General features: G+C 52.8%; 25 protein-coding genes. 6 read left to right on the top strand and 19 right to left on the bottom strand.

The genetic code is table 11. The features are described 5' to 3' along the window. Positions 1–22 precede the first annotated feature (22 nt). The gene (locus PYCH_RS09265; protein ID WP_013906602.1) at positions 23–1,465 is read left to right on the top strand and encodes a bifunctional ADP-dependent NAD(P)H-hydrate dehydratase/NAD(P)H-hydrate epimerase; all 1,443 of its coding nucleotides are present in this window, start codon (positions 23–25) and stop codon (positions 1,463–1,465) included. Here the strand turns inward: PYCH_RS09265 and glnA are convergent. The 5 genes from glnA to pcp all read right to left on the bottom strand — a co-directional run bounded on the left by glnA (position 1,462) and on the right by pcp (position 5,893). Then, positions 1,462–2,784, bottom strand: coding sequence for a type I glutamate--ammonia ligase (gene glnA / locus PYCH_RS09260; protein WP_048058419.1), 1,323 nt, complete (start codon positions 2,782–2,784; stop codon positions 1,462–1,464). The two genes, PYCH_RS09265 and glnA, sit on opposite strands and share 4 nt — an antisense overlap. 172 nt (positions 2,785–2,956) lie before the next feature. Further along, positions 2,957–3,229 (bottom strand): hypothetical protein, encoded by a 273-nt coding sequence (locus PYCH_RS09255; protein WP_013906600.1) that lies wholly within the window; start codon positions 3,227–3,229, stop codon positions 2,957–2,959. 6 nt (positions 3,230–3,235) lie between these two features. Then, positions 3,236–3,643, bottom strand: a complete 408-nt coding sequence (locus PYCH_RS09250) for a DUF61 family protein (protein ID WP_013906599.1) — start codon at positions 3,641–3,643, stop codon at positions 3,236–3,238. 3 nt (positions 3,644–3,646) lie between these two features. After that, a complete protein-coding gene (locus PYCH_RS09245) occupies positions 3,647–5,254 on the bottom strand; it encodes a hypothetical protein (protein WP_013906598.1) in 1,608 nt (535 codons plus the stop codon). 21 nt (positions 5,255–5,275) lie between these two features. Beyond that, a complete protein-coding gene (gene pcp / locus PYCH_RS09240) occupies positions 5,276–5,893 on the bottom strand; it encodes a pyroglutamyl-peptidase I (protein WP_013906597.1) in 618 nt (205 codons plus the stop codon). 65 nt (positions 5,894–5,958) lie between these two features. Between pcp and PYCH_RS09235 the strand changes: the two genes are divergently transcribed. Both PYCH_RS09235 and PYCH_RS09230 read left to right on the top strand, forming a co-directional pair. Then, entirely contained in the window at positions 5,959–7,074 is a 1,116-nt protein-coding gene (locus tag PYCH_RS09235) for a geranylgeranyl reductase family protein (protein WP_013906596.1), read from the top strand. Between the two features lie 10 nt (positions 7,075–7,084). Further along, a complete protein-coding gene (locus PYCH_RS09230) occupies positions 7,085–7,423 on the top strand; it encodes an ASCH domain-containing protein (RefSeq protein WP_013906595.1) in 339 nt (112 codons plus the stop codon). Between the two features lie 20 nt (positions 7,424–7,443). Here PYCH_RS09230 and PYCH_RS09225 read toward each other — a convergent pair whose 3' ends face one another. From PYCH_RS09225 to PYCH_RS09180, 9 genes are all read right to left on the bottom strand, one after another. Further along, entirely contained in the window at positions 7,444–7,821 is a 378-nt protein-coding gene (locus PYCH_RS09225; RefSeq protein ID WP_013906594.1) for a type II toxin-antitoxin system VapC family toxin, read from the bottom strand. Next, on the bottom strand, positions 7,794–8,030 hold the full coding sequence (locus PYCH_RS09220; RefSeq protein WP_013906593.1) for an antitoxin VapB family protein: 237 nt from the start codon (positions 8,028–8,030) through the stop codon (positions 7,794–7,796). The genes PYCH_RS09225 and PYCH_RS09220 overlap by 28 nt, the downstream gene beginning before the upstream one ends. A gap of 915 nt (positions 8,031–8,945) precedes the next feature. Continuing rightward, positions 8,946–10,445 (bottom strand): carboxypeptidase M32, encoded by a 1,500-nt coding sequence (locus tag PYCH_RS09210; protein WP_013906590.1) that lies wholly within the window; start codon positions 10,443–10,445, stop codon positions 8,946–8,948. Between the two features lie 115 nt (positions 10,446–10,560). Then, complete coding sequence (locus PYCH_RS09205) at positions 10,561–11,130, bottom strand: site-2 protease family protein (protein ID WP_013906589.1); 570 nt, start codon at positions 11,128–11,130, stop codon at positions 10,561–10,563. Beyond that, on the bottom strand, positions 11,127–11,315 hold the full coding sequence (locus tag PYCH_RS09200; RefSeq protein ID WP_013906588.1) for a KH domain-containing protein: 189 nt from the start codon (positions 11,313–11,315) through the stop codon (positions 11,127–11,129). The genes PYCH_RS09205 and PYCH_RS09200 overlap by 4 nt, the downstream gene beginning before the upstream one ends. Positions 11,316–11,324: 9 nt before the next feature. Next, positions 11,325–11,891: a nicotinamide-nucleotide adenylyltransferase gene (locus PYCH_RS09195; protein WP_013906587.1), complete on the bottom strand. Its 567-nt coding sequence runs from the start codon at positions 11,889–11,891 to the stop codon at positions 11,325–11,327. An 11-nt stretch (positions 11,892–11,902) separates the two neighbouring features. Next, positions 11,903–12,304 carry a type II toxin-antitoxin system VapC family toxin gene (locus tag PYCH_RS09190; RefSeq protein WP_013906586.1) on the bottom strand — a complete coding sequence of 134 codons (402 nt, stop codon included), beginning with the start codon at positions 12,302–12,304 and terminating at the stop codon, positions 11,903–11,905. Beyond that, positions 12,288–12,569 (bottom strand): AbrB/MazE/SpoVT family DNA-binding domain-containing protein, encoded by a 282-nt coding sequence (locus PYCH_RS09185; RefSeq protein ID WP_237698666.1) that lies wholly within the window; start codon positions 12,567–12,569, stop codon positions 12,288–12,290. The genes PYCH_RS09190 and PYCH_RS09185 overlap by 17 nt, the downstream gene beginning before the upstream one ends. 40 nt (positions 12,570–12,609) lie before the next feature. Beyond that, entirely contained in the window at positions 12,610–13,380 is a 771-nt protein-coding gene (locus PYCH_RS09180; RefSeq protein WP_013906584.1) for an SAM hydrolase/SAM-dependent halogenase family protein, read from the bottom strand. A gap of 53 nt (positions 13,381–13,433) precedes the next feature. Between PYCH_RS09180 and PYCH_RS09175 the strand changes: the two genes are divergently transcribed. The 3 genes from PYCH_RS09175 to pgsA are packed head-to-tail and all read left to right on the top strand — an operon-like array spanning position 13,434 to position 16,121. Then, a complete protein-coding gene (locus tag PYCH_RS09175) occupies positions 13,434–15,023 on the top strand; it encodes a transglutaminase domain-containing protein (protein WP_013906583.1) in 1,590 nt (529 codons plus the stop codon). 5 nt (positions 15,024–15,028) lie between these two features. Next, on the top strand, positions 15,029–15,586 hold the full coding sequence (locus PYCH_RS09170) for a tRNA (cytidine(56)-2'-O)-methyltransferase (protein ID WP_013906582.1): 558 nt from the start codon (positions 15,029–15,031) through the stop codon (positions 15,584–15,586). Then, entirely contained in the window at positions 15,558–16,121 is a 564-nt protein-coding gene (pgsA, locus tag PYCH_RS09165; RefSeq protein ID WP_013906581.1) for an archaetidylinositol phosphate synthase, read from the top strand. The genes PYCH_RS09170 and pgsA overlap by 29 nt, the downstream gene beginning before the upstream one ends. Positions 16,122–16,197: 76 nt before the next feature. Here the strand turns inward: pgsA and PYCH_RS09160 are convergent, their stop codons facing one another. Genes PYCH_RS09160 through lonB form a run of 5 tightly spaced genes read right to left on the bottom strand, consistent with a single transcriptional unit; the run spans position 16,198 to position 23,508 of the window. After that, complete coding sequence (locus PYCH_RS09160) at positions 16,198–16,905, bottom strand: TIGR02253 family HAD-type hydrolase (protein ID WP_013906580.1); 708 nt, start codon at positions 16,903–16,905, stop codon at positions 16,198–16,200. A 13-nt stretch (positions 16,906–16,918) separates the two neighbouring features. Further along, the gene (gene gor, locus PYCH_RS09155; RefSeq protein WP_048058316.1) at positions 16,919–18,883 is read right to left on the bottom strand and encodes a glyceraldehyde-3-phosphate:ferredoxin oxidoreductase; all 1,965 of its coding nucleotides are present in this window, start codon (positions 18,881–18,883) and stop codon (positions 16,919–16,921) included. Positions 18,884–18,930: 47 nt separating this feature from the next. Next, positions 18,931–19,971, bottom strand: a complete 1,041-nt coding sequence (locus tag PYCH_RS09150; protein WP_013906578.1) for a glycosyltransferase — start codon at positions 19,969–19,971, stop codon at positions 18,931–18,933. Next, positions 19,961–20,248, bottom strand: a complete 288-nt coding sequence (locus tag PYCH_RS09145; RefSeq protein ID WP_013906577.1) for a hypothetical protein — start codon at positions 20,246–20,248, stop codon at positions 19,961–19,963. Before PYCH_RS09145 ends, PYCH_RS09150 begins: the two co-directional genes overlap by 11 nt. 5 nt (positions 20,249–20,253) lie before the next feature. Further along, on the bottom strand, positions 20,254–23,508 hold the full coding sequence (gene lonB / locus PYCH_RS09140; protein WP_013906576.1) for an ATP-dependent protease LonB: 3,255 nt from the start codon (positions 23,506–23,508) through the stop codon (positions 20,254–20,256). Positions 23,509–23,529 lie beyond the last annotated feature (21 nt).

Here is a 23,529-nt window from a genome sequence, read left to right as displayed (position 1 = left end):
GGAGTTTCCACTGGTGGTGCCCATGAGAATCGAGGACGTATATATCTGGGACATCAACGCTAGGTGGCTTGGCATAACTCCTCACCAGCTCATGGAGAATGCAGGCGCGGGAGTGGCAAGGGTTATAGAGGAGCGCTTTGGAAGGGGCCTCAGGATAGCCGTCTTCTCTGCAACTGGCAACAACGGCGGCGACGGCTTTGTTGCTGCCAGACACCTCAGCTTCGAGAACGACGTCACGCTCTTCCTCGTCGGTGATGAGGCTAAGATAAGGAGCGAAGAGGCAAAGCACAATTGGGAGATCCTCAAAAGACTGGACTTTGTGAAGATAAGGGTTCTCAAGGATTCGGCTCACATCAAGGAGCTCGATCTCTCCGGCTTCGACGTCATAGTTGATGCCCTACTCGGTGCTGGCACGAAGGGCGAGCCAAGAGAGCCGATAAGGAGCGCGATAGAGAAGATAAACGAATACGCCGGAAGGGCCAAGATAGTGAGTATAGACCTGCCAAGTGGCTACCCATCAACCGTTCGCGTCAAGGCGGATTTTGCCGTCACGTTCCAGTGGGACAAGGATGAGTATGAGGGGTTTGAGAGGGTGGTCGTTAAAATTGGCTATCCGAAGGAGCTCTACAATATCGTTGGGCCTGGTGATGCCAAGTTTGCCCTGAGAAAGAAGGGCGAACACAAGGGACAGAACGGAAGGCTCCTGATAATCGGCGGTAGTGAGGATTATTTCGGTGCCCCCTACTTAGCGGCCAAGGCCGCCTCCTATCTGGTGGACCTGGTCTTCCTAACCATGCCTGAGTACTCGGCCCGGCGCATAGGGGACCCCAATCTAATCCTGAGGCCCGTTGAAGGGAGCAACTTTGCCCTGAAGCATCTTGAGAACGTTCTGACCATTGCGGAAAAGGTCGATGCAGTGGTCATAGGGCCCGGCATTGGCGTCGACGAGAATACGAAGGCCTTTGTCCGAGAATTCATTAGGCGCTGTGGAAGGCCTATGGTTATTGATGCCGACGCTCTGAAGGCTATAGCTGGGGATTTGGACGCCCTAAGGGGGAAGAGGTTCGTTCTAACTCCCCATGCCGGTGAGTTCAGGATGCTCTTTGGTGAACTTCCACCGGCGGGCCTGAAGGAGAGGGCCGCCACAGTTATGAAGAAGGCTAAAGAGATCGGTGGCGTGATACTGCTCAAAGGCTCCTACGATGTCATAAGCGACGGAAAAACGTGGAAATATAACAAAACCGGCAACAGGGGGATGACGACAGGGGGAACCGGCGACGTCCTTGCGGGTATCGTCGGGGCTCTCTTGGCGTTAGGCAACGAGCCGCTAAGGGCGGCTTCCGTTGGAGCTTTCCTCAATGGCCTTGCGGGTGACATGGTGAAGGAAGAGAAGGGGGAGAACTTCACGGCCTTGGATGTTGCGGAAAAGATACCTAATGCCACGAGGTGGGCCTTGGAGTTTTAGACGTGGAAGTATCTTTCCAGCTCCCACTCCGTCACCCTCTTCGTGTCTTTGGGCAGGTGGTTGGCCTCTAGATAGGCAAGGTACTCCTCCCACTCCCTCTCCTTGTACCTCACGAAGTTCTCGTAGGCTCCTCCAAGGGCCTTCCTGACGATTTTATCATTCTTTAGGGCCTCGAGGGCCTCGCCGAGGCTTTCAGGCAGGGTTTCAATGCCGAGCCTTTTCCTTCTATCATCGCTTATCTCATAGAGGTTCTCCTCGACGTAGGCCGAGGGCTCAACCTTGTGTCGTATTCCATCAAGGCCGGCCATGAGAATGGCCGCGAAGGCGAAGTAGGGGTTGGCGCTCGGATCTGGGCACCGATACTCTATCCTTGCTCCATTGCCCCAGAAGGCCGGCACCCTTATTAGGGCGCTCCTGTTCCTGTAGCCCCAGCTCACGTAAACTGGTGCTTCATAGCCGGGGACAAGTCTCTTGTAGCTGTTCACCGTCGGGTTTGTCACTGCAGTTAGGGCCTTGGCGTGCTTAAGCAGGCCGCCTATGAAATATAAGGCAGTATCGCTGAGGCCATCTTCGCCAATGAAAAGATTCTCTCCCTCTTTCCAGAGGCTTATGTGGAGGTGCATTCCGTTCCCGGGCATTCCGTGGAGTGGCTTTGGCATGAAAGTCGCGTAGAGGCCGTGCCTCTCGGCGACGGCTTTCACAACGTACTTGAAGCTGATGATGTTGTCGGCTGTTCTCAGGGCCTCGTCGTAGCGGAAGTCTATTTCATGCTGAGCGTTTCCGACCTCGTGGTGCAGAACCTCTGGTATCAGGCCAAAGGCGGGCATGTACTCTGCGATTTCCCTCTTTATTTCCCTTGCCCTGTCGAGGGAGAGAATGTCAAAGTAGCCGCCTCCATCGGGAAGGTGAAGCTCCCAGGACCCGTTCCTCCGGAGGAGGTAGAACTCAGGCTCCGGCCCTATGTAGGCGGTGAGTCCCTCTTTGGCGAGCTCATCAATAACCTTCTTCAGGACGCCCCTAGGATCCGCGGCGTAGGGCTTTCCGTCTTTGTATATGTAACCGTAAACCCTCGCGATGCCCTCCCAGGGAACTTCGGCGTAGGTGCTCGGGTCGGCCTTGAATATGAGGTCGCTATCCTCTATTCCCTGGAAGCCAGGGATTGAAGAGCCGTCGAAGGATATGCCGTCCTCTATGGCCTCCTCGTATCTCGCTGCTGGAATCTCCATGCCCTTGGGGACACCGTTTATGTCCACGAATATCAGCTGGACGAACCTGACCTTCCTTCCGAAGCCGCTTTCAATCGCTTTGAGACTGTTCATCATATAGCCCCCCTTAATGAACATTAGTTCAATTTCACAACGCAACTGTGAACAAATGTGAAATTTAAACTTTTTGAACTGAACTTTGAACCAATGACAAAAGGGAAGCCGCCGGGCGGACTTTTTGACAAAAATAAGTTGATTTGTGGTGATCAAGCAGGGAAAATTGACATTAAAATGGCAAATACTTGAGGACGATTATAGCTCCAAAGGCCGTGAGTAAGAGGAAGGAAGCGAGAGATATCTTGTAAAGCCAAAGGCCCCCGAAGTGCTCCCTGACAATTAGGGCAATTATCGTGAGCATGAGTCCGTAGAGGAGGGAGAATATTCCGGCGGCTAACCTTATGTCAACCCCCATAATCAGGAGGAGGCCGAAGAGGGTCCCGACAAAAATCGTCACATGGGGGACGGTGAGAGCGTAGTATCTGAGGAGGGTCTCCTCCATTTTCCATCACTCCAGTATGAAGGCGTAAGTTGTGGTCGTCGGGAGGGCTCTCCTAACTTTGGCTAGCAGGTAGCGGGGGAGTTCGAGGACGGATCTCTCCTCAAGGTCCTCTTCGATGCCGAGAACATTCTGTATGACCTTCACCTCAGTCCTTCCCCTGACCCTGAAGTGCTCCCTTGTGACGGTGCTTATCTCAAGGATTATGGGGAGCCTGAGCGTTTCCCTCTCGCCCTCGTCGAGGAGGGACGCTATGAACTGAAGCTCTTCTCGCCTGAAATAGTGCTTGCTTCCATCCTTGAGAGTTATTGAAGGCTCTTCCTCAGAGAGTAGCTGGGCAAGCGTTTTTCTGGCCCTCGGAAGATGGGAGTTTATCCTTGCCACTTCGACCTCTATTATTCTTGTGGCCCTCTCCAAGGCTCACCTCCTCCTAGGGAGCTCCCTCCTCTCCACGGACTTGGGGGGCTTTGGGGGCTTGAACCTGCCCAGAGGTGACGACCTCTTGGGCCTCGGCCTCTGTCTTCTTTTCTTTCCTCTGCCCCCCCTTCCCATGAGGAGAACAACTATCGCGGCAAGTATCACAAAGGCGAGGAGTATCAGGTATTCATATCCTCCCTTCTCCCCTTCAACGGTCTCCGTGACGGTTGTGTTTGTTCCAGGCACCTTGCTCCTGGTTTCGGTTTCGCTCTTCGTAGGAGTGGGTGTAGGGGTCTCGGGAGTTATCTCTATGGTTCCCTTGACCTCTATGGTCTTTCCAAGGGCATCAAGGGAAAGCTCGTAAGTTACGTTTCCGGGCTCCTTTGGCAGGGGGATAACTAATAGGCTCTCTCCTGGCGGTATTCTTACCTCCTCCGTTTCCTTGTAGATTCTGCCGTTTTCCCATGAGAGTCTATAGCTCAGAAGGGCGGCAACCTCGGCGTTATTCCTGTTCTCCACGGTGACTATTAGCTGGGGTCCTTTCTCGTCGAACTCAACATTCTCTATCCTCGGATAAGCTATAACGGTGTACCATCCGGTAGCCGACCCTAGATTAACGTTCCCATAGCTCACCTCAACTTTCACGGTGTTCTTTCCTGGAGAAGACGTGGGAAGAGAGACCTTTATCATGTTAGGCCCCTCGACGAGCAGATATTCCTTTCTCTCGCTCCACACATTGCTCCCGTCTTCTCCATAAACCTCCACGGTTACGTTAACTTTTATCGTCCTTTCGGAAATCACCGTGACGTATCCTACGTTCTCCTCACCTTCGAAGGTAGATGTGCTCTCTACCGAAAATCCCTCAACGCTAACACCGAACTCCACCCAGTATTTTTTCGAATACCTATACTCACCCTTCTCATACCTCAGCTCATAAACGAGCTCGTATTCACCTGCAGGCAGGTCGTAGGGGATTCTAAGCTCAAAGCGTATCAGATTGTCTCCTGGCTCGAGGCTCAGAACCCTTTCCTCTTTCAAGACTACCCCTTGAAAACCAACCAGATATGCTTTGGCCCTAAGGGTAACGTTAGAGCTCTTAAGGTTCGTGACGTGGGAGTAGACCACTATACTCTCGCCGTTGAGGGCGACGTCGGAGAAGGGCCTCTCCTCGATGTAGGAAGTGGCCTCGTGGAAGACCAGGGACTTGTCGGAGACAACAAGGGGAATATTTGCTTTTATCACGTAGATCTTGCCGCCGACGAAACCCCACAGGGTTAAGCTAACGGTGTAGGTGCCCGGGGGAACGTCGGCCTCCGCGAAGGCGATGTACTCCAGCTCCTTGGCTTCTCCCGTTCCCCACGCTCCGAACCTCGTCCTTCTGAAGGTAACGTAGATGCCTTCAACCTCTTTGCCCTCAGAATCGAGAATCGAGTGCTTCCTTATGATGACATAGTCAAAGTTAACGGACAGGTCGTTCTTGAGGAGGACTGAACCCTCGTGGAGGTCGCCCGCTAAAACCCAGATCTCACCCTCAACATCGAAGACAGCGTACTGGGCGGAGACGGCCGGAATGAGGAACAGGAGCAGGAAAAATATCAGGATCCTCTTCACAGCTGAACACCTCTGTATCATTCACCTCTCCGGCCTATATAATTTGTGCTCCACGCTGACCCGCACGGCTATTTCGATAGCTTTGACAATCATATCGAGGGGCATGGAGGGTGCTCCCTTCTCGAGCACCTGCTCCGGAATGTAGGGAACATGGATGAACCCCGCTATGGTGTCCAAGCCGTGCGTCTTGACGGTATGGAGGGCGACGTACATGGCGGTGTTGCAGACGTATGTGCCGGCTGTGTTTGAGACCGCCGAAGGGATTCCGGCATTCCTGTGGGCCTTTATGATGGCCTTAATGGGCAGGGTCGAGAAGTAGGCATCGGGCCCGCCCTCTACCACGGGCTCGTCCTCGGGCTTGTAACCATCATTGTCATCCATCCTCGCGTCCATGACGTTTATGGCCACGCGCTCCACGGTGATGTTGGGCCTGCCTCCCGCGAGTCCAGTTAGTATTACAACATCTGGCCTCTCTTCGAGGATTATGGCGGGTAGTTCCCCCCTTACCCGCTTGAAGCTTACGGGAAGCTTCCTTTTAACGAGCTCAACTCCCTCGACTTCTACTTTTTTCACAGCTTCCCAAGAGGGGTTTATACTCTCACCGCCAAACGGCTCGAAACCTGTAAGCAGGACCTTCATGCCATCACCCCGGGAGGTTAGGTTTTTAGATTTTAAAAATCCACTCAAAACGGTGGGGAGATAATATGAAGTACGACGTGCTCATAATAGGTGGTGGGCCCGTTGGGAACTACCTCGCCTACCTGCTCGCCGGCGATTTCAGGGTCGCAGTCGTCGAGAAAAAGGGTTCTTTTGGGGGAAAGGCTTGCACCGGCATAATTGGGGCCGAAAGTTTTGAGAGGCTGGGGCTCCCGAAAGACGCCATTTTGAACAAGTTCAGGGGTGCGGTCTTCTACTCCAGGATAAGGAGCTTTGAGGTCGAGAGAAAGGCTCCTCAGGCCTATCTCGTTGACAGGAAGATCCTTGAGAAGACATTAGCGGAGAAGGCCATAAGGAGGGGGGCGGAATACTACATGGCGACGACGTTCATCGGCTTCAGGAACGGCAGGGCCGTTCTTCAGCACCTTGGAAAGGAGTTCGAGGTTGAGGCCACCTTTTATATTGGGGCGGACGGCGTGAACAGCGCTGTGGCTAAGGCCATTGGGGCCAGAACTAGGGCCGAGTTCCTCACTGGCTTTGAGGTCGAGGTCGTTGGGGACTTCTCGAGGAAGGACTTCGTGGAGGTCTGGGTGAACAAAGATATGAATCCCGACTTCTTCTTCTGGGTTGCGCCGGTGAATGAGGGCCTAGCCAGGGTGGGCACCTTTGGTAGCGTCGATGCCCTCGCCCGGTTCTTGAAGGTTCGCATGCTAAAGCCGGAGGCCGTCGTGGAGTTTAAAAGCGGTGTCGTGGGCTTTGGAACTAGACGGCCTTGGGTAAGGGGAAATGTGGCCCTCATAGGGGATGCCGCCCTCCAGATTAAGCCGACGACGGCGGGCGGCATAGTCTTTGGAATGGTCTGCGCCCACGCCTTAAAGAATGCCCTCCTCGAGGATAACCTTGACGCCTACGAGAAGGCCTGCTCCTGGATAAGGCGCCAGATATCCTTCGGTCTGAGGTTTAGGAGGTTATTCCGCAGGCTTTCCCAGGACGCTATCGAGGAAATCTTCGACGTACTCGGGAGCGAAGAGGCGAGGGCCATAATAGAGGCACAGGCGGACTTCGACGACCACCTAAAGACCGCTAAGGCTATACTTAGGAGGCCTAGGCTCCTGGCGAAGCTTATAAGGATAAGCCCAAGCATCGTGAGGGCACTGCTATGAGGTGGTGAGCATGGAGTGGGAAATGGGGCTCCAGGAGGAGTATATAGAGCTGATAAGGACCGGGAAGAAGAAGATTGAAGGAAGGCTATACGACGAGAAGAGACGGCAAATAAAGCCGGGCGACATAATTTCCTTCGAGGGTGGGAAGTTGAAAGTCAGGGTGAAGGCCCTACGCGTTTACTCCTCATTCAGGGAGATGCTGGAGAAGGAGGGTTTGGAAAACGTTTTGCCTGGGGTTGATAGCATAGAGGAGGGCGTCAGGGTTTACAGGCAGTTCTACGACGAGGAGAGGGAGAAGAAGTATGGCGTTGTCGCGATAGAGGTGGAGCCGATAGAGGAAGATAAATGACGCTGTCCGTTGAGGGTGGCTTATTGCCTCCTAATTATGTGAACCTCAAGCCCAAAATCTCTCAATATTTTGAAGTCTTCATCGAGAGTTACGAGCGGAATATCGTTGACGAGGCATATTGCCGCTATGAACAAGTCCCTGAGGCTGAGCATATTGCCCATTTCTTTAAGCTTTTTGTGGAGGTAGGCCGCGATTTCAGCGGCTCGCCCCTCGAAGGGCAACTCCTCAAGAATGTTGAACCATAGGAGCTCTTTCTTTCTTGGAATACCGATAAGAATTTCGAACTTCGTCACTGAAGTTATATAAAACGTGCTGTCAATGGAAAGAACATCCCTAAGGACAGTCTCGTTTCCTCGTGCAACTTCAATTATCACATTTGTATCAAGGACTGCCCCCATTTCTCAAACTCCTCCTCAAGCTCTTTCAATTTTTTCTTAACTTCTTTGTATTCCTTCTCATTGAGTATTCCGAATATCCTGAGAAGAACGTGAGAATTTCCCTTTCTCTCCTTCAGCAGCTCCCTCAGAATTTCCGAGAACGACTTGTCTCCTTTAATCCTCACAAGCTCTCTGTAAACATCATCTGAAATCGTTATGGTTTTCGCCATAGCAAGCACCAATACACTGAACACATGCATCATATTTAAGCATTGCCCCCAACATAAAAACATTAAAAACTATTATGCTTTAACCCAAGACGGGGAGCTAAATGACCATCAAGTTAGAAAACGAACATCTTATAGTGAGGGAAACTCACAAAAGCTCCAGAGAAGAGAACACTTTGGATAACGCACAAGGACCTGTCAACACTAGTAAGAAGCAATTTAAATCTACCACTTACTGTGTGGCACCAGTTCTCAATAAAAGACTGGACTGAGGTAGTGTGGGACTATTTCTGGCCAATAATTGACGAGGTCACAAAGAGAATAGCAAACGGCGAGTACGAAGAGGCTGAGAAATTATTGGAGTAAAACTACCCAGAAGTTCTGCGAAAGCTATGAAAGTTCTTGCATCGATGCGTTCTTCCAAAAGAATCCATGTGAAACCTGACATCATGATTTTCAGGGGAGAGTACTACTCAAGGAGGGATATCCTCAAAAATCCACCTAATAGAGCAGTTCTAATAGACGCAAAGGTTGAGATTACACAGAACGATCTAAAACAGCTTTTGGAGTACACATCGGGGCGGCACTCGAAAGAATACCCACGCATTACAGATATGAACTTGAATAGGGTAATAGAGTAGGTGTTCCCAGACAAGCCCGGTGAAAAAGAGTTCCAAGAAACCATCCGGAGTATCATTGGAGCATGGAAGCAGTAAAGAAAACGTAAATATAGGCTTTGCAAAGTCTCTCTTCTATCACTCTCAAGATTTCCTGGGGCATGTTCTTACCTGTAAGCGCTTTGTAATATCCCTGAACCCAGTTCAATGTACTTTCAATAACTTTATCCTCCCTCTCAGGATAACGATTAAGACATTCCTTTGCCCATGCAATTGTGCCCTAGCAAAAAAATAGGAGAAGTCACAGATACCTCTCCTTCACCCACTTCACGAAGTATTCCGGATTTAGGTCTTCGCCGATGGCCTTCTTTATGAGCTCCTTAGGCGAGTAGATTGAGCCCCAGCGGTGTATCCTCTCGCGCAACCAGGCCTTTATGGGTTCGAAATCGCCCTTCGCAATCCTCTCCTCGAAGTCTGGAATATCCCTCTTTACGTGGTAGTAGAGCTGGGCCGCGAGGAGGGTTCCTATGCTGTAGGTTGGGAAGTAACCTATTGTTCCGTGGGCCCAGTGGATGTCCTGGAGGATGCCCTCCCTGTAAGTCTTCGGCCTTATGCCCAAAAGCCTCTCCATCTCCTCGTTCCAGAGCTCCGGCAGATCCTTTGCCTTAACTTCCTCGCTGACCATAATCCTCTCAAGCTTGAAGCGAAGCAGGATGTGGAAGTTGTAGGTGACGACATCCGCCTCAGTCCTTATGTAGTCGGGCCTGACAATGTTGAAGTAAAGGTAGACGTCCTCTGGAGTATAACCAGACATGAAGGGCAGGTTCTCCTTGAGGATTGGATATATCAGCTCGGCAAACTCTCTGCTCCTTCCAATGATGTTCTCCCAGAAGCGGCTCTGGCTCTCGTGAACTCCTAAGGAAACTCCGCCCGCTATTGGGCTGAACATGAACCTGTCATCTTGCTGGAGCTCGTAGAGTGCATGACCGAACTCGTGGACCGTGCTCAAAATAGTTCTCCTGAAGTCGTAGCCTTCGTATCTGGTGGTTATCCTAACATCTCTTATACCAAACTCGGTTGTGAAGGGATGTGCCGAAACATCGAGCCTTGCCCTAACTCCCAGTGGGAAGCCAAACTTCTGGAGAATCCAAATGTTTACCCTCTCCATCTGCTCCCTCTCATACTTCTCCTTCTCAAGTATATGACTTTGTGGAACTTTGCCCTCCTCCATTATCTTTTCGAGGAGCGGTTTGAGATCCTTCTCAAGCTTCTCGAACATTCTCTCAACTTCCCTGGTTGTTAGGCCCTCCTCGAAGAGGTCAAGTAAGGCGTCATAGGGCTCCTTCTCGTAGCCAAGGTACTCGGCGGCCCTTTTAGCGAGATCGATGATTTTGTCGAGCCAGGGCTCGAACTTGGAGTAGTCATCGTCTTTCTTGGCCTCTTCCCAGGCCTTCGTCGCTTGGCTCGTTACCTCGCTCCTCTCCCTGAGGAATTCGGGTGGGAAGGCCTTGCTTATCCTTATGGAGCGGTCTAGGACCCTAACAATTCCGCGCTCGTACTCGTTGAGGTCTTCGATTCCCTTCGCTTTCTCGACAAGCTCGACGAAGTCCGGCTTTAGAAGGAACTCTTGGCTGAGAACGGAAAGCTCTCCTTGAGCTACCGAGCGCTCTAGGATGCCTTCCTTTGGCATGTTGACCTCCATGTCCCAGCCAAGGACGCTCTGAGCATGCCCTATAGCCCAGATACGCCTATACTTAGCGAGAATCTGCTTTATAATCTCGTTCTGGAAAATCCCCTCCATCTTTACCACCCCTTATCTCTACGCCCTTCCTTCGATTGCACGCTTTTAATCTTTTCGATGAATATCTAAACGATATGTGGGTAAAAATAATTACCCAGGCCGCCCCGGGATTTCTTCAGGTGATATTGTAAAGTAGGAAAGCAACGCCCATACCGACGGCCCAGTACGCTAGATTCCACCTCAGAACCTTGAAGCCGTCAAGGGGAGGGACCGGAAGGAGGTTGAAGAACGCCAGCCACGCATTGATTAGGGCGGTGTACCAAGCGATCAGGCCGAAAAATCCACCAAAGAGTTTAGATATCAATAGGCCGATGGTAGCCACCGCGATGTTCGCCAGGGGACCCGCGAGGGATATTAATCCTTCCGCGTACCTGTCCTCCCAGTACTGGTAGGGGGCGTAGATGTGGACCGCTCCAAGGGCGGCGAAGATCCAAGCCCTTCCTGTGGTTAGCTTGGTCAGGACGCCGAGGAGAAGTGCCAGAATTATGCCGGTGTCCCATCGCCTGTAGAAGGCCACGTAGCCGAAGTGTCTCGCAACTTGCCTGTGGGCAATTTCGTGAAAGACGAAGGCGGTGAGAATAGCTGGGGCCACGTAGGGCATTTTAACGGGCTCGAAGTCTGAGAAAAGGAGGAGTAGGACCGCGTATGAAAGTATTAGGTCTTCGAGCTCGCTCCTTCTCGTCACCTGGCTCTCACCTCAATCTTCTTCCTCAGCACGAGCTCTGCCGCCCTGACGGCGCTTCCTCCGGTGCCAACGGCAATTCTGACCTGATCCTTTGGAACATAGACGATTATCTTGTCGCCGTCGAATTCCACGTCGATTATCTCTGACCTAAGCATTTTCCTGAGTTTTTCGTAAATTTCGTCCATGGGCACCACCTAATACTCGGGTATCCTTATCGGCGCCTGTAGCTCCTTCTCGTTCTTCTCAAGGTTCGTGGCAAGCATCTTTATTCTCTCGACACCCTTTATCTCCTTTATGTACTCGGCCACGCTCCTCGGGACGAGCTCCTCCCAAGGTTCCCCTTCAATCATCCTCCTCCTTATTTCGGTGGCGGAGAGGATATCCTTCCTGAACATGGGCTGGACGATGACCTTGTAACCCCTCTCCCTAAAAAGCTGTGCGACGAGGGAATTACCGGTGAAGACCACATGAAAGCGGGGGACCATGCTCTCCACGTAGGGAACCCATATGGCGTTGAAGTTTATGTCGGGAAGCGGGACTAGGTAGTAGCGCTTCTTCGTCAGGCCGGCTTCGTCGAGGGCCCTTATTAGCATCTCCATCCTCTCACCGGTAGTGAAGGGATTCTTGAGTGTGTGGCTGGCCTGGGCGCTTCCAATGCCTATTATAACCTCGTCAACTTGGTCGAAGACAAACTCGAGGGCCTTTATGTGGCCGTTGTGAACAGGTTGGAACCGGCCGACGAATAATCCTCTTTTCGGCATCTCGACCACCCTTAAATCCATATCCTCTTTACAGGCACGTCATCGAAATCACAGTCCTCGGTTACTATGGCCTGAATACCGCTGTTCTCGATTACCGCTAAGTGAAGGGCATCCGATGGCCTGAGCCCGTACTTAAGAATGTTCTGCCGGGCCTTGAGATATTCCATCAAACCTACCGGAAGAACGCTTACATAGGGAATTATTATATCGTCCAGCATGTCAATCGTCTCCTCGTACGGAATCCGATATTTCTTCCATAAGACGTAAATGACCTCATCCAATACGAGGGGGTCCGTGTAGAGCTCTTCATTTTCAACTAGCCTCTTGTAAAGGGCATCTATTTTCTCAGCATCCTCCTCGGGTAGATCAACGTTGAGGTAAATGATAAAGCTGGCATCAAGGAACACCTTCATCGAACTCATCCTCCAGGTCAACACTCCTAAGATCGCCGAGCTTGGCCCGTACACCTCTTCCCTTCATCCTCTTCCTCCTTTCTCTCAGCTTCTCCATGAGCTTTTCTGCGTCCACTGGCGCTCTTATTACAAGGCCTCTCTCGGTTGGCTCTATTATGACCTCCTTTCCCTCCTTAATCCCGTACGCCTCCCTAAAGACCTTTGGAATAACGATCTGCCCTTTGGGTCCGACCTTCAGCCTTATGCTAACCACACGTATCACCATGTTAGACTTGTTGTTTTACTGTTTAAAACCTTGAGGACTACTAAAGGAGCTTCACTCTCACCTCATCCCCAACCTTCAAGTTAAGTCTTTCAGCTGCACTCCCCTGGTTGACCGCTATCTCAAGATAGTCATGACTCCCTGGAAGGGCCAGAAGCTCGCCAGGTTCAACGAGGCCGTAGGTGTCAAGATAGGGAATCGTCAGGCCAAAGTCTGGGAGCTCTACCGCTCTCGGCCTTTCGTAGTTCTCAAGGTTCAGAATGACGTTGCCGAAGTCGTCCACGTATATAACCCTCAGCCTCCAGATGTCCCCTTCCATCCTCGGCTCAAGGTCAAGCCTAACCAGGGAGTCGAGGTCTATCTCGTTGCCGAACTCTTCGGGAGCGTGGCCCGCGTCCAGAAGAGCTCCAACGGGCCCGAATACATCCCGGCCGTGAAACGTGGAGCTTATAGCCCTCCTCGTAAACTTCCTCACCCTCTCGAAGTCTATCTCGTAGGCCCTTCTTGGGCGAAGGTGTTTCAAGGGGAGCGTTGCAAGGCCGTTATCGGGCACGACAAGTAACTGCTCTCCCTCGATTATCACGGCCCTCCTCTTCGTCCCGACGCCGGGGTCGATTACCCCCACGTGGACGGTCCCTTTTGGGGAGTGCTTTACGACCTGCTCCATGACGAAGGAGCCTTCCAAAACAGAGTGGCGGGTTATTGAGTGCGTAACGTCAATTATGATGGCCTTGGGATTGAGTCCCAGCATGACAGCCTTCATCTCCCCCACGTAGGGCCCGCGCAGGCCGAAGTCCGTTGTTAGAGTTATCATCTCTCCCACCCGTAAGGTTAATTAATCCCGGTTTTAAATAACCTTTGGTGGACATGAGGTTCAGGGTATTGCCCTTGCTCCTCCTTTCAGTGGTCCTGCTCTCGGGCTGTCTGATAAAGCCCCCGGCCCAGGTAAAGTTCGAGGTCGACAGGAGTGTTGTTCAGCCGGGGGGTACCTTCCACATAATCGTTACCATAAACAACACCGGGAAGGTAGGGATAAAAGACGTTTACCTCTGGATAGATGATGAGAGGTTCGTGGTCGTGAAGAGCCCTTCTTTTCCCGATGTTCTGAAAGTTGGGGAGGCTAAGAAGCTCGTTTGGATGGTGAGGGCGCCCCTAGTCCCCGGGGACTACCAGCTTAAAGTTTACCTCGAGATAACGGATGAACTTCACAGGGTCTGGAAGGGATTTACCTATGAGACAAGGATAAAGGTTATTGGAAAGCCCATTACCTCTGAGCTGTCCATATACCTTGACGCTCCCAAGGAGGTCCAAGGGGGGACCGAGTTCAAGGTAGGAGTAACCATCGTCAATGGCCTTGGAAAACTCGCTAGGATAACTTCCGTTGAATTAATCCCAGGCCGCTTTGAAGTTGTAGAATCCCCCAAGTTCCCGGAATTTCTAGAAACTAATTCAAGCGTTTCCCTGACCTATGTTTTGAAGGCTCCATATGCCTCGCTTTCTGAGAGGGTTCTCGTTGTAGTGGAGTATTTGACTGCCGGCGAGTCGGGGCGGGCCGTTGCCGAGGCAACCTTTAAGAGCGTGTGGCGGCCCTGGGAGATGAGCAGTGAAGTCCTGAAAACCGCTTACGGGAATAATTCGGAATGGATATGGCTAGACAGGGTCGTGGACGGTTACTGGGAGTGGGTTTATAGAAGTGATTCATCGTTCAACAGGACCGCCCTTAGAGAAGTCGTTCTCCCCGTAGTGAATGAAGCCGAGTCGGATGTTGACGCGGCCAGGGCCCTCTTTAACCTTATTCTCACCAAACACACTCTCGACACAAACACTACAACTCTTAATCCCTCCGATATACTTGAAAGGTCCTCGATAAGCCCGACGGAGGCCAACATACTTATGGTTGCCTATCTTCGCTCCCTCAATATCCCGGCTAGACTTGTAACCCTCTATGATGGCTTCGACTGCACCAGAAAGGCATTCGTCGAGTTCTACGCTTCTGGAAGGTGGTACGTTGTGGACTTCGATACGTCCTTCTTCGGGACGAGGGAAGATTTCATCGCCAGCAGGTGGTTCCCAAGGATCTACCAGCTCATCACGAGGAATGGATACTCCCTGGTCGCCCAGAGGCCGAAAGGGGCTGGCCATGGTCATGTTGATGTTGCGAAGGAGTACGTTGGAAACATTGAAGATGTTCTCCTTGACGTCCTCTCTGAGAGGCTTGACCGTGAGGCCTTCACGAGGCTAACGATACTGGTGGCCGAATTCTCTCCGGAGGAAAAGAGGTTTGCACTCTTCCTATTCGCCTCGGCACCTCCGGAGGAGGCGTCCACTATCCTTAAAAAGCACAACCCTGCCACCCTTAGGGGCAGTGTTGACGCCCTTTACAAGTTCTACGGGGACATGGACTGGGCGGAGGACTTTAGGGCTTATTGGGAGAAGTTCAGTAGCATCTACAGGTGATAGCCATGATAGTGGTGCTCCGTCTTGGTCACAGGCCCGGGAGGGACAAGAGGATAACCACCCACGTGGCGCTGACAGCCAGAGCGTTTGGAGCTGATGGGGTCATAATAGCGGGAGAACCGGACGAAAAAGTCAAGGAGAGCGTGGAGGACGTCGTGGAGAGGTGGGGAGGTCCATTCTTCCTCGAGTTCAACAAAAACTGGAGAAGAGTCATAAGGGAGTGGTCCGGCATCGTCGTTCATCTAACGATGTATGGCCTCCATGTCGATGACGTCATCGAGGAGATAAGGGATGCCTACAGGAGGGGGGAGGATCTCCTGATTGTCGTCGGTGCCGAAAAGGTTCCGAGAGAAGTCTACGAGCTCGCCCACTACAACGTTGCCATAGGAAACCAGCCCCACAGCGAGGTTGCGGCCCTCGCCGTCTTCCTCGACAGGCTTCTTGAGGGGAAGGGTCTCAGGAAAGAATTTAAGGATGCGAGGCTCAGGATAATCCCGCAGGCAAGAGGAAAGAAAGTTGTGGAGGTCAGAAAGGATGCTGAGCAAGCTGAGGCCGGGCATTAGAGGGTGGCTTGAGGCAGCCGCAAGACCCCTTGTCCGTCTTGGCTTTTCCCCTAATCATCTCACCGTTCTGGGTCTTTTACTCTCCCTGGCCGCGGCTTACGCCTTCTACCGCGGTGATCAGAGAGTAGCTGCCTTACTCCTTGCCATTGGAGCATTTTTCGATGCTCTCGACGGCTCTCTCGCGAGGCTCACGGGCAGGGTTACCCGGTTTGGTGGTTTCCTGGACTCTACCCTCGACAGGCTTAGTGACGCCGCTATACTCTTTGGTATAGCCCTCGGCGGCCTTGTTGAGTGGCCCATAGCTTTCCTGGCCCTAATCGGGTCGTATATGGTAAGCTATGCGAGATGCAGAGCAGAGCTGGCCGGTTCTGGGACGCTGGCCGTTGGGATAGCGGAAAGAGGAGAAAGGCTCATAATAATCACGATTGCGGCCCTCGTTGGGAGGGTTTGGCTGGGCGTTTACCTCGTAGTAATCCTTGCTTGGATAACCTTCTTCCAGAGGGTCTGGGTGGCGAGAAGGCTTTTAAGGGGATAGCAGAAGAAGAAAAGAGGATGACGAAAATCGCTACCTCTGAGCTGTGATGAGCCCTGCCGTTACCGACCCTGGAGAGTTAGGATCTGCTTAACTCTTCCAATATCTTTAGAATCTCCCTGAGGTCGCTCACGACGAACTCGCACTCCTTCCAGAGCTCCCTTTTTTCTCCTGTTCTGTCAAGCAGCACGGAAAGCATGTCGAGCTGCCTGGCGCCTCTGCAGTCCTTCAGGGGATTGTCCCCGACATAAAGGGCTTCCTCACCCTTTACTCCTGCCTTCTTAAGTGCAAGCTCGAATATCCTCGGGTGCGGTTTGAAGAAACCTGCATCTTCGCTGGTCGTTATGGAATCGAAGAGCCCAGCTATTCCAAGAGCCTCTAGATGGGCCCTGAGGTAGTCATTGTCCGAGTCCGTTATAAGGCCCACGTGGTAACCCTTTTCCCTCAGCTCCTTCAGGACGTCAATGGCCTCAGGGTACAGCCTTCCGTAGGTCTGGTGCATCCGAAGGTGAATCTCCCAGAAGTCGCCGGGGAGCTGGAAACTGTACCTCTCAGCGAGCTCTTTCATAACCTCAACCTCTATGTCCCTTATGGGCCTGAAGGGCTTGCCAGCATATTGCAAGAATGCCCTCGAGGTCATGGCCTCGTATTCCCTAAAGAGCTCCTCGGGGTATACGTTAGCACCGGCCTTCCTCACGACCTCCTCCATTATCTTGAGGTGCGTAATTTCCTCCGACTCCTTGCTGAGGAGGGTTCCAACGAAGTCGAAGAAAACCGCCTTAATCACCCTTCACACCCCCTTAAATCTCCCACTCAACACCCAGTAGCTGGCTGTAGGTCCTGAGGACCCTCTTCAGGTATTCCTTGGCGGTTCCAATCTTGTCGGCCTTAAAGCGCTCGGCCCACGCCTCATTGCCGAACTCCTCGGCGCCGGCAGCCACGAGGTCTATGACCCTCATGGAATCCCAGAACACGGGCTCGTAGCCAGCCTTCTTGGCGTACTCTATGAGCTTCCTCATCTGCTTCTTCGCGTGCTCTTCCATATCCACGTTGACGCCGTATGCCTCCATGAAGAGGACCTTCAAAACGGGCTTCATCCATCCCCTGTGGAATCTACACCACCCGACGTTGTCATACCAGAACTCCCAAATAGCGCTCGCCACTATCTTCTGGGCCAGCTCCTCGGGCTCAAGGAAGACGCCGAATTGATAAAACGTCCAGTACCGACCCTGAATCGGGAGTGGTATGTAGTTGCCTATGGCCCAGTACATCGTTGGAGTTATCTCACCATCCTCTCCCAGCGGCACAAAGACGCCGTAGTCCTTGAAGCTTTCCCCGTAGGCGAGTCTGTCCTTGAACTTCTCATCGAGTATCCTGCTGGCCTTCCTCTTGCCAAGTCCGATTATCTTAGCTATCTCGTTTTCGGCGAAGGCAACCCTGTGAGCTAACTCGGCCACGAGCTTCGCGTTCACCTCGCTGGTCTCGACGGGCTTCTCGAGCAGGGCCTCTTTGGTGAACTCTGGCTTCCCACTTAGACCCACCTCTTCGGGCTTAAGCAGGCCTCTGTGGACCAGCTCAAGGATCCAAGCGGCGGTTCCTCCGAACTCTATGGCATCAAAGCCCATGGCGTCAACGGCGTGGACGCTTATGTCGCTCGCCCTTAGGCTTATGCTTCCGCTCAGTGGACCGTTGGCCTCGTAAGGCTCGTACTCGACGTGATGGCCCCTACGGTGCTTCTTACACACGACCGGACAAGGCTCACCGCAGGTCGTCCAATTCTTGGTTTTGATGGCCTCCTCGTTGAAGGGCCCCCAGTAGTGCTTCATTATGTTTTCATGAATCCTTATGCGGTCCTCCTTCGGGATGTAAGGCATTTGCCAGTTCAGGATGGGCACGAGGTCGCCCTCGGCCGGATAGTTGCCGCCGAAGGTTCCCCCCGTGTTAAGCTTGGGATTGAACCTGTACTTGACGGTCTTCTCGCTCACGACCTCGTTGTAGGGCTTCTTGTGGACGCCCTCCACTATGCCTTTGGCGGTCTTGAAGCTCCCGATGTCCTCCCCTGGGAAGGCCTTCTTCCTCGGCTTTCCACCGAAGGCTATTGCAACGACATTATGAGCTCTTAGCAGAACGCTACCGGGACCGCCGCGTGCCGCCCAGTCCTCGCTTCCAACCATACGCTTTCCGTTCCTCAGCGCCTGAGAAAATATGGCTCCGTAGTTTGTGTTGAGGGCCGCGGGCCCCACGACGGCAATCCTGAATTTCATTCCCTCGAACTCCTTTCCTAAGGTGTCGAGGAGGTATTGGGTGAGTGCATAGACACCTTCTTCACCCTTGTAACCTCTCCAAATCTCGATGACCTTATCAAGCTCCATCTGAAGAAGGTTCACCTCGAGCCTCTCACCATCGTTCTTGAGCACGACGACGGTGGGCTTCTCCGCCCTCCCCTCCACGACCACGAAGTCCACTCCAACGTGCTGGAACTGGTACGCGGCCCCTCCCATCGCCGAGGGCATAAGGACACCGTAGAGAGGTGATCGGAAGAAGAACATAAGCCTGTGGGACCCGGGGAGCGCGGAGCCGGCAAAGGGTCCCTTACCGAACACAACGATGTTCCTTGGGTCATAGGGCTCGACCTCGTAGCTCTTGTAAACCTCTGAGTGGAGGTGGATTCCATAGTCAATGATTCCGAAGACGTCTTCCTTCTCGAAGTCTTCCGTTGAGATTTCCCTCTTACCGACGTCGAGCTTAAGCACCCGAAATCTCATAGCCATCCCTCCATACCACTCCCAGTGTTGGAATTGGGCTCCGAGACTTAAAAGGTTTTGTTCCTGAGGGTTGTCACGTAGCCGTAGATGTGAACGGCGAGGTAGAAAACGGCCCAGAACCAGAGGAAAATCGGGAAGAGCAGCCCTTCAACTATATTCCCTCCCTCGAGCCTCAGGGGGATAAGTATGGTCAGGATTTCAAAGACTAAGAAGAGTGCGAGCAGGGAAAAGTTGCCTTCGAGGATTAGGAGTAGAGGGACGATTATATCCAAGAAAGTTATGAAGTCGCCAAGGAGGAGTCTGGCGAGATCTTTAATGCTCACATGCCGCAGATCTCCAAGAAACCACCTAGTTCTCTGGGTCCAGAGGGCTTTCAGGGAGGTCGGCATCTTCGTGAAGACTTTGGCCTCAGGAGCATAAACTACGTGACCCAACTGCTTGAGTGCCTTCGTTGTGGCGTAGTCCTCAACGGTGCTCTCCACTATCCCCCCAATCTTCTCTAGGGCCTCTCTCCTGAAGGCGGAGAGGGGGCCCGGTGCAAGGCTCAGGTTCTCGAGTTCCCTCGCCCTACGATACATCGCTATCCTCAAGTGCTCCACGTCTTGGGCAAGGGATAGGAACGACTCGGGAATGACCCTTATCTGGCCACCTACAGCAACCACGTCCTCCGAGTAGAACCTCTCCACGAGCTTTTCTACGGCCTTTCGGTCCATATAAGAATCGGCGTCCGTTGTAACGATAATTTTCCCCCTAGCCTTTGCTATACCAAAGTTTAGGGCCTTTGCCTTTCCTTCATGTTCCTTCCTGAAGACCTTAAGGCGGGGGTCGTTTATGCGAGCCACCCTCTCAAAGGTGTCGTCCTCGCTACCATCGTCAACAACTATAACCTCGAGAACAGGGTATTCCTGCTCGAGGGCGGCCCTCACGGCTCTCTCTATGTTCTCGGCCTCGTTATATGCCGGTATGATGACACTCACAGAGGGCATCCACTTCTTCGTTCTGTAGCGCCTCAGGAGGCTGAACAAGTAGCTGAAGAAGTAGTATCCATCCCAGAGTATGATGAAAATTAGAAGGAGTTCAATCCTCAACCCTTACCCCCGCAAGCTCGTATATTATCCGGGCTATTCTCTCTCCCTCCTTGGTGTCCTTGAGATCCTTTATTATGATCTTCCCGCTCGGGTAAACGCTGACGTTGAAGCCATCAATAACCGCTATTAACATGATTCCCGGTATGAGAGTCTTAACTTGATAGCCCCTTTCCTTAAGCTTCTGGGCCACTTTTTTGAGGTCAATTTTCACGTCTTCCCACAAGTAGAGCTGGACAAGGATTCCTCCCATACTTGTGCAGGGTCTCGCCACGAGCAACCTCCTCACCCCTTCCCCGTTATCGGGAGACTCCTCCTTATCCTCTCTATTAACTCCCTCTTCTTCTCGCTCTCCTCGAGGGCTACCTCGAGAACCTCATCTATCCTCTCGACGGCAATTATGTTTATCTTCTCGCGTTTATCTGGGCTCAGGAAGACGTCCTTTTCGTTGGCCTTCGGGATTATGACGGTCTTTATGCCAGCCTCTATCGCGGCCTCAATCTTCGGTGTCACCCCCCCTACGGGCAGAACCTCACCACGAACGCTTAAAGAGCCCGTCATAGCGACATCCTGCCTCACAGGAATTTCCTCGAGGGCTGAGATGACGGCGGTCGCGACGCTTATGCTTGCCGAATCCCCTTCGATGCCCTCGTAAGTCTGAAGGAACTGGACGTGAATGTCGTAGCGACTTATGTCCTCACCCTTGTAGCGCTTGATTATCGCGGATACGTTTTGAACTGCTTCCCTCGCTATCTCGCCGAGCTTGCCCGTTGCGATTATCTTGCCTTCCTCTCTGCTCGCCGCCGGCGCAACCGCCGCCTCGATTGGCAGGACTATACCGCTTTGCTCTCCTATTACGGCAAGGCCGTTAACGCGGCCTACCTCGCCGCCCTCTGTCAGGATAACCTGGTACTCCTTCTTTCTCTCGATGTACCAGTCAGCCAGCTGCTTCTCAAGGGGCCTCGCGAGCTTGAGGGCCTCTAGCACATCTTCCCTATCCACGTACTTCTTGCCCTTCCTTACGGCTATGTCACCTGCAGCCCTAATTATTCCACCGAGGTCCCTGAGTCTGAGAGTCAGGTGGCCCTTTCTCCCAGCCCTCTTTTGAGCTTCTCTTACGATTTCCTCGACTGCATCGCGGGTGAAGTGGGGTATCCTGCCGTCCTTCCTGACCTCTTGGGCTACAAACTGAACGAGCTTGCGCCGGTTCTCTATCGTGTCCGGCATCGTCGTCCTCATGTAAACTTCGTAGCCATAACCCCTTATACGGGAGCGCAGGGCGGGGTGCATCTTCTCTATTGTATCGAGATTGCCCGCCGCAACCAGAATGAAGTCGCAGGGCACGGGTTCTGTCCTCACCATGGCTCCGCTCGAAAGCTCGCTCTGGCCAGTTATCGGAAACTTCTTCTCCTGCATTGCCGTGAGGAGGCTCTGTTGCATCTTGAGGCTGAGCGTCGCAATCTCGTCGATGAAGAGGACGCCCTTATGAGCCCTATGAATCATGCCGGGCTCGACACGCTCGTGGGCTGGTGTGCCTAATCCACCGGAGTTCTTGACGAAGAGGCCGTTGGTGAGCAGGTTGCCCTTCTCGGTGGTCAGGTTGTAGGTTACCTCAACCTCTTCCCAGGTCTCAACGAACGTTCTCCTCTCGCCTTTCTTCACGCGCTCAAGCCACTTCCTGAGCTCGTCGAGCCTGTTTGAGTGTCTTGAATCGCCTGCCCCATTTAAGTACTTCTCAACCTCGTCGAGGAACTTCTCCCTCTTCACTGGGGAGAGGCTTATCCGGACGAACTCAAGGAAGGTTAGAACGTTGTCCACCGACTGGGAAAGGATAAGCCTGACCTTGTGCTTGCCCTTTGTCCCGTCAACCCTGACCCTGGCGTTTATTCCAAAGAGACCGAGGTGCCAGGCGAGTTCCTCGAAGAACGGCAGCTTTTTGTCGAGTTCATCGGTTAGCTGGGCCACCTCAAGGGTTCCGTTGAACTTTATGCCGTCTTTATAATTAGCAAACTTTGGAACGCTACCATCGCCGCTGTAGAGGCCGTCGAAGAAGGCCAAAAACAGCGATGGCCTCAGCTTGACCCACCACGGGAGTTCAAGCTTGACTTTCGTCTTGTTGCCAACTGGAGCGCCGAGGGCCACGAAGAACCTTATAATCTTTCTGTCCCACGTCCTGAATAGAACGCTCCTTCCCCTTGCCTCGCAGTTCTCCTTGATTTCGTAGTTGAACTCGCCAAAGAGCTCCTTGAGGGCCTCAACAAACCTTTCAACGGCCTCCCTCTCGCTTGAGATGAAGCTCAGCGTGTTGAGGTTCTTATCTATGCTCCCGTCGCTGAAGAGCGCTCCCATCAGGAGGGCAACTTTCTCAAGCCTCTCGTCGTCGCTCCTGAGCGGTAAAAGACCACACTTTCTGAGCTCCTCTGCCATCTTGAGGGACCTGAGCTTCGCCCCCTTATAACCATAGCCGATCCTTTCGCGGTGCTCCCTCCAGCGGAGGCAATCCCTCAGCCTGTCCTCCTCGCCGTAGGTTCTGGCGATATCGAACTCGTCGAGAACAGTGACGGGGACGCTGATGAGTTCATCCTTTTCTGTAAGCTCCCCGACTTCCTTAAGTCCACTGGCGGTGTAGACCTTGTGATCGGGCGTTAGGGCGAGCCAGTAGTCCTTCTCAAGGTTAACTATCCTCCTCAGCCTCTGCTTTCCAACCCTCTTGTTGGCGTAGAGGAGCTTTGTGAAGCCCTCTCTCGTTAGAACCTCAACGCCCTCATCCCTGAAGTCGTGGTAGATTATTTTAACGTCTCCGTCGGTTCCTTCTCCCGATGGGTTCTTTAGGGCATTTTCAACGAAGTCCCTGAGCTTTACAGCCCTTGTCTTTCCATTCTCCCTGATAATAACGCTCTCGTTTCCACTAAAGCACTGGAACGGGTCGTGACGCACGTCGCCAAGCAGTGCTCCCGCGTGCGCTCCAGTTGCATCAACGAAGGGGGCCTTCTTCCTACCGCAGTTGTCCACGAGAAGCTTGGGGACGAGGACTTGGGTCTTGAAGCGGAGATTTGATACGGCCATTATACTAACTATTATCACGAAAAGGCCGAGAAGTAATGTGTTTGGATCGCCGCGGCTCATGAGGACGGCCAAGGCAACGACGAAGAAGACGAAGAGGAGAAGGTACGATTTAACGTTTTCCTGCTCTCTCGCCCTCTTCCTGTACTCCTCAACTATCTTCCTACCCTGACAGGCGGGCACCGTCTTTATCCTAGGCATGTTCTCGTCTTCGGGGTTCGGGAAGACAAGGATGTCTTCAAGGTTCTCCGTTGGCAAGAGCTCGGCCATCGCCTGGCCCAGCATGGACTTGCCCGTTCCCGGCTCTCCAATGAGAAGGACGTGCCTCCTTTGTTTGGCGGCCGTCTTTATGACCTCGACGGCGTGATCCTGACCTATAACCTGATCTATCAGCCTCTCGGGAACGGGAATCTCCTCGGTTGTCTCGAACTCTATTCCAAGGTCGAGCCTCTCCTCGTCCATCTCACCCCTCGCCATGGGACGTTTAGCCGGTGGTCT

This window comes from Pyrococcus yayanosii CH1 (genome assembly GCF_000215995.1).
GTDB classification, from domain to species: Archaea; Methanobacteriota_B; Thermococci; order Thermococcales; family Thermococcaceae; genus Pyrococcus; species Pyrococcus yayanosii.
The sequence above is the reverse complement of the archived record's forward strand: the minus strand, read 5'-3'. Positions and strand labels throughout refer to the sequence as shown.

Excerpts from the sequence above, each read along its gene's own strand:
- PYCH_RS09265 (WP_013906602.1), top strand. The coding sequence starts at position 23 with ATGAGAATCGAGGACGTATATATCTGGGACATCAACGCTAGGTGGCTT.
- glnA (WP_048058419.1), bottom strand. The coding sequence starts at position 2,784 with ATGAACAGTCTCAAAGCGATTGAAAGCGGCTTCGGAAGGAAGGTCAGG.
- PYCH_RS09255 (WP_013906600.1), bottom strand. The coding sequence starts at position 3,229 with ATGGAGGAGACCCTCCTCAGATACTACGCTCTCACCGTCCCCCATGTG.
- pcp (WP_013906597.1), bottom strand. The coding sequence starts at position 5,893 with ATGAAGGTCCTGCTTACAGGTTTCGAGCCGTTTGGCGGTGAGAGTATA.
- PYCH_RS09235 (WP_013906596.1), top strand. The coding sequence starts at position 5,959 with ATGAAGTACGACGTGCTCATAATAGGTGGTGGGCCCGTTGGGAACTAC.
- PYCH_RS09230 (WP_013906595.1), top strand. The coding sequence starts at position 7,085 with ATGGAGTGGGAAATGGGGCTCCAGGAGGAGTATATAGAGCTGATAAGG.
- PYCH_RS09225 (WP_013906594.1), bottom strand. The coding sequence starts at position 7,821 with ATGGGGGCAGTCCTTGATACAAATGTGATAATTGAAGTTGCACGAGGA.
- PYCH_RS09220 (WP_013906593.1), bottom strand. The coding sequence starts at position 8,030 with ATGGCGAAAACCATAACGATTTCAGATGATGTTTACAGAGAGCTTGTG.
- PYCH_RS09210 (WP_013906590.1), bottom strand. The coding sequence starts at position 10,445 with ATGGAGGGGATTTTCCAGAACGAGATTATAAAGCAGATTCTCGCTAAG.
- PYCH_RS09200 (WP_013906588.1), bottom strand. The coding sequence starts at position 11,315 with ATGGACGAAATTTACGAAAAACTCAGGAAAATGCTTAGGTCAGAGATA.
- PYCH_RS09195 (WP_013906587.1), bottom strand. The coding sequence starts at position 11,891 with ATGCCGAAAAGAGGATTATTCGTCGGCCGGTTCCAACCTGTTCACAAC.
- PYCH_RS09190 (WP_013906586.1), bottom strand. The coding sequence starts at position 12,304 with ATGAAGGTGTTCCTTGATGCCAGCTTTATCATTTACCTCAACGTTGAT.
- PYCH_RS09185 (WP_237698666.1), bottom strand. The coding sequence starts at position 12,569 with ATGGTGATACGTGTGGTTAGCATAAGGCTGAAGGTCGGACCCAAAGGG.
- PYCH_RS09180 (WP_013906584.1), bottom strand. The coding sequence starts at position 13,380 with ATGATAACTCTAACAACGGACTTCGGCCTGCGCGGGCCCTACGTGGGG.
- PYCH_RS09175 (WP_013906583.1), top strand. The coding sequence starts at position 13,434 with ATGAGGTTCAGGGTATTGCCCTTGCTCCTCCTTTCAGTGGTCCTGCTC.
- PYCH_RS09170 (WP_013906582.1), top strand. The coding sequence starts at position 15,029 with ATGATAGTGGTGCTCCGTCTTGGTCACAGGCCCGGGAGGGACAAGAGG.
- pgsA (WP_013906581.1), top strand. The coding sequence starts at position 15,558 with ATGCTGAGCAAGCTGAGGCCGGGCATTAGAGGGTGGCTTGAGGCAGCC.
- gor (WP_048058316.1), bottom strand. The coding sequence starts at position 18,883 with ATGAGATTTCGGGTGCTTAAGCTCGACGTCGGTAAGAGGGAAATCTCA.
- lonB (WP_013906576.1), bottom strand. The coding sequence starts at position 23,508 with ATGGCGAGGGGTGAGATGGACGAGGAGAGGCTCGACCTTGGAATAGAG.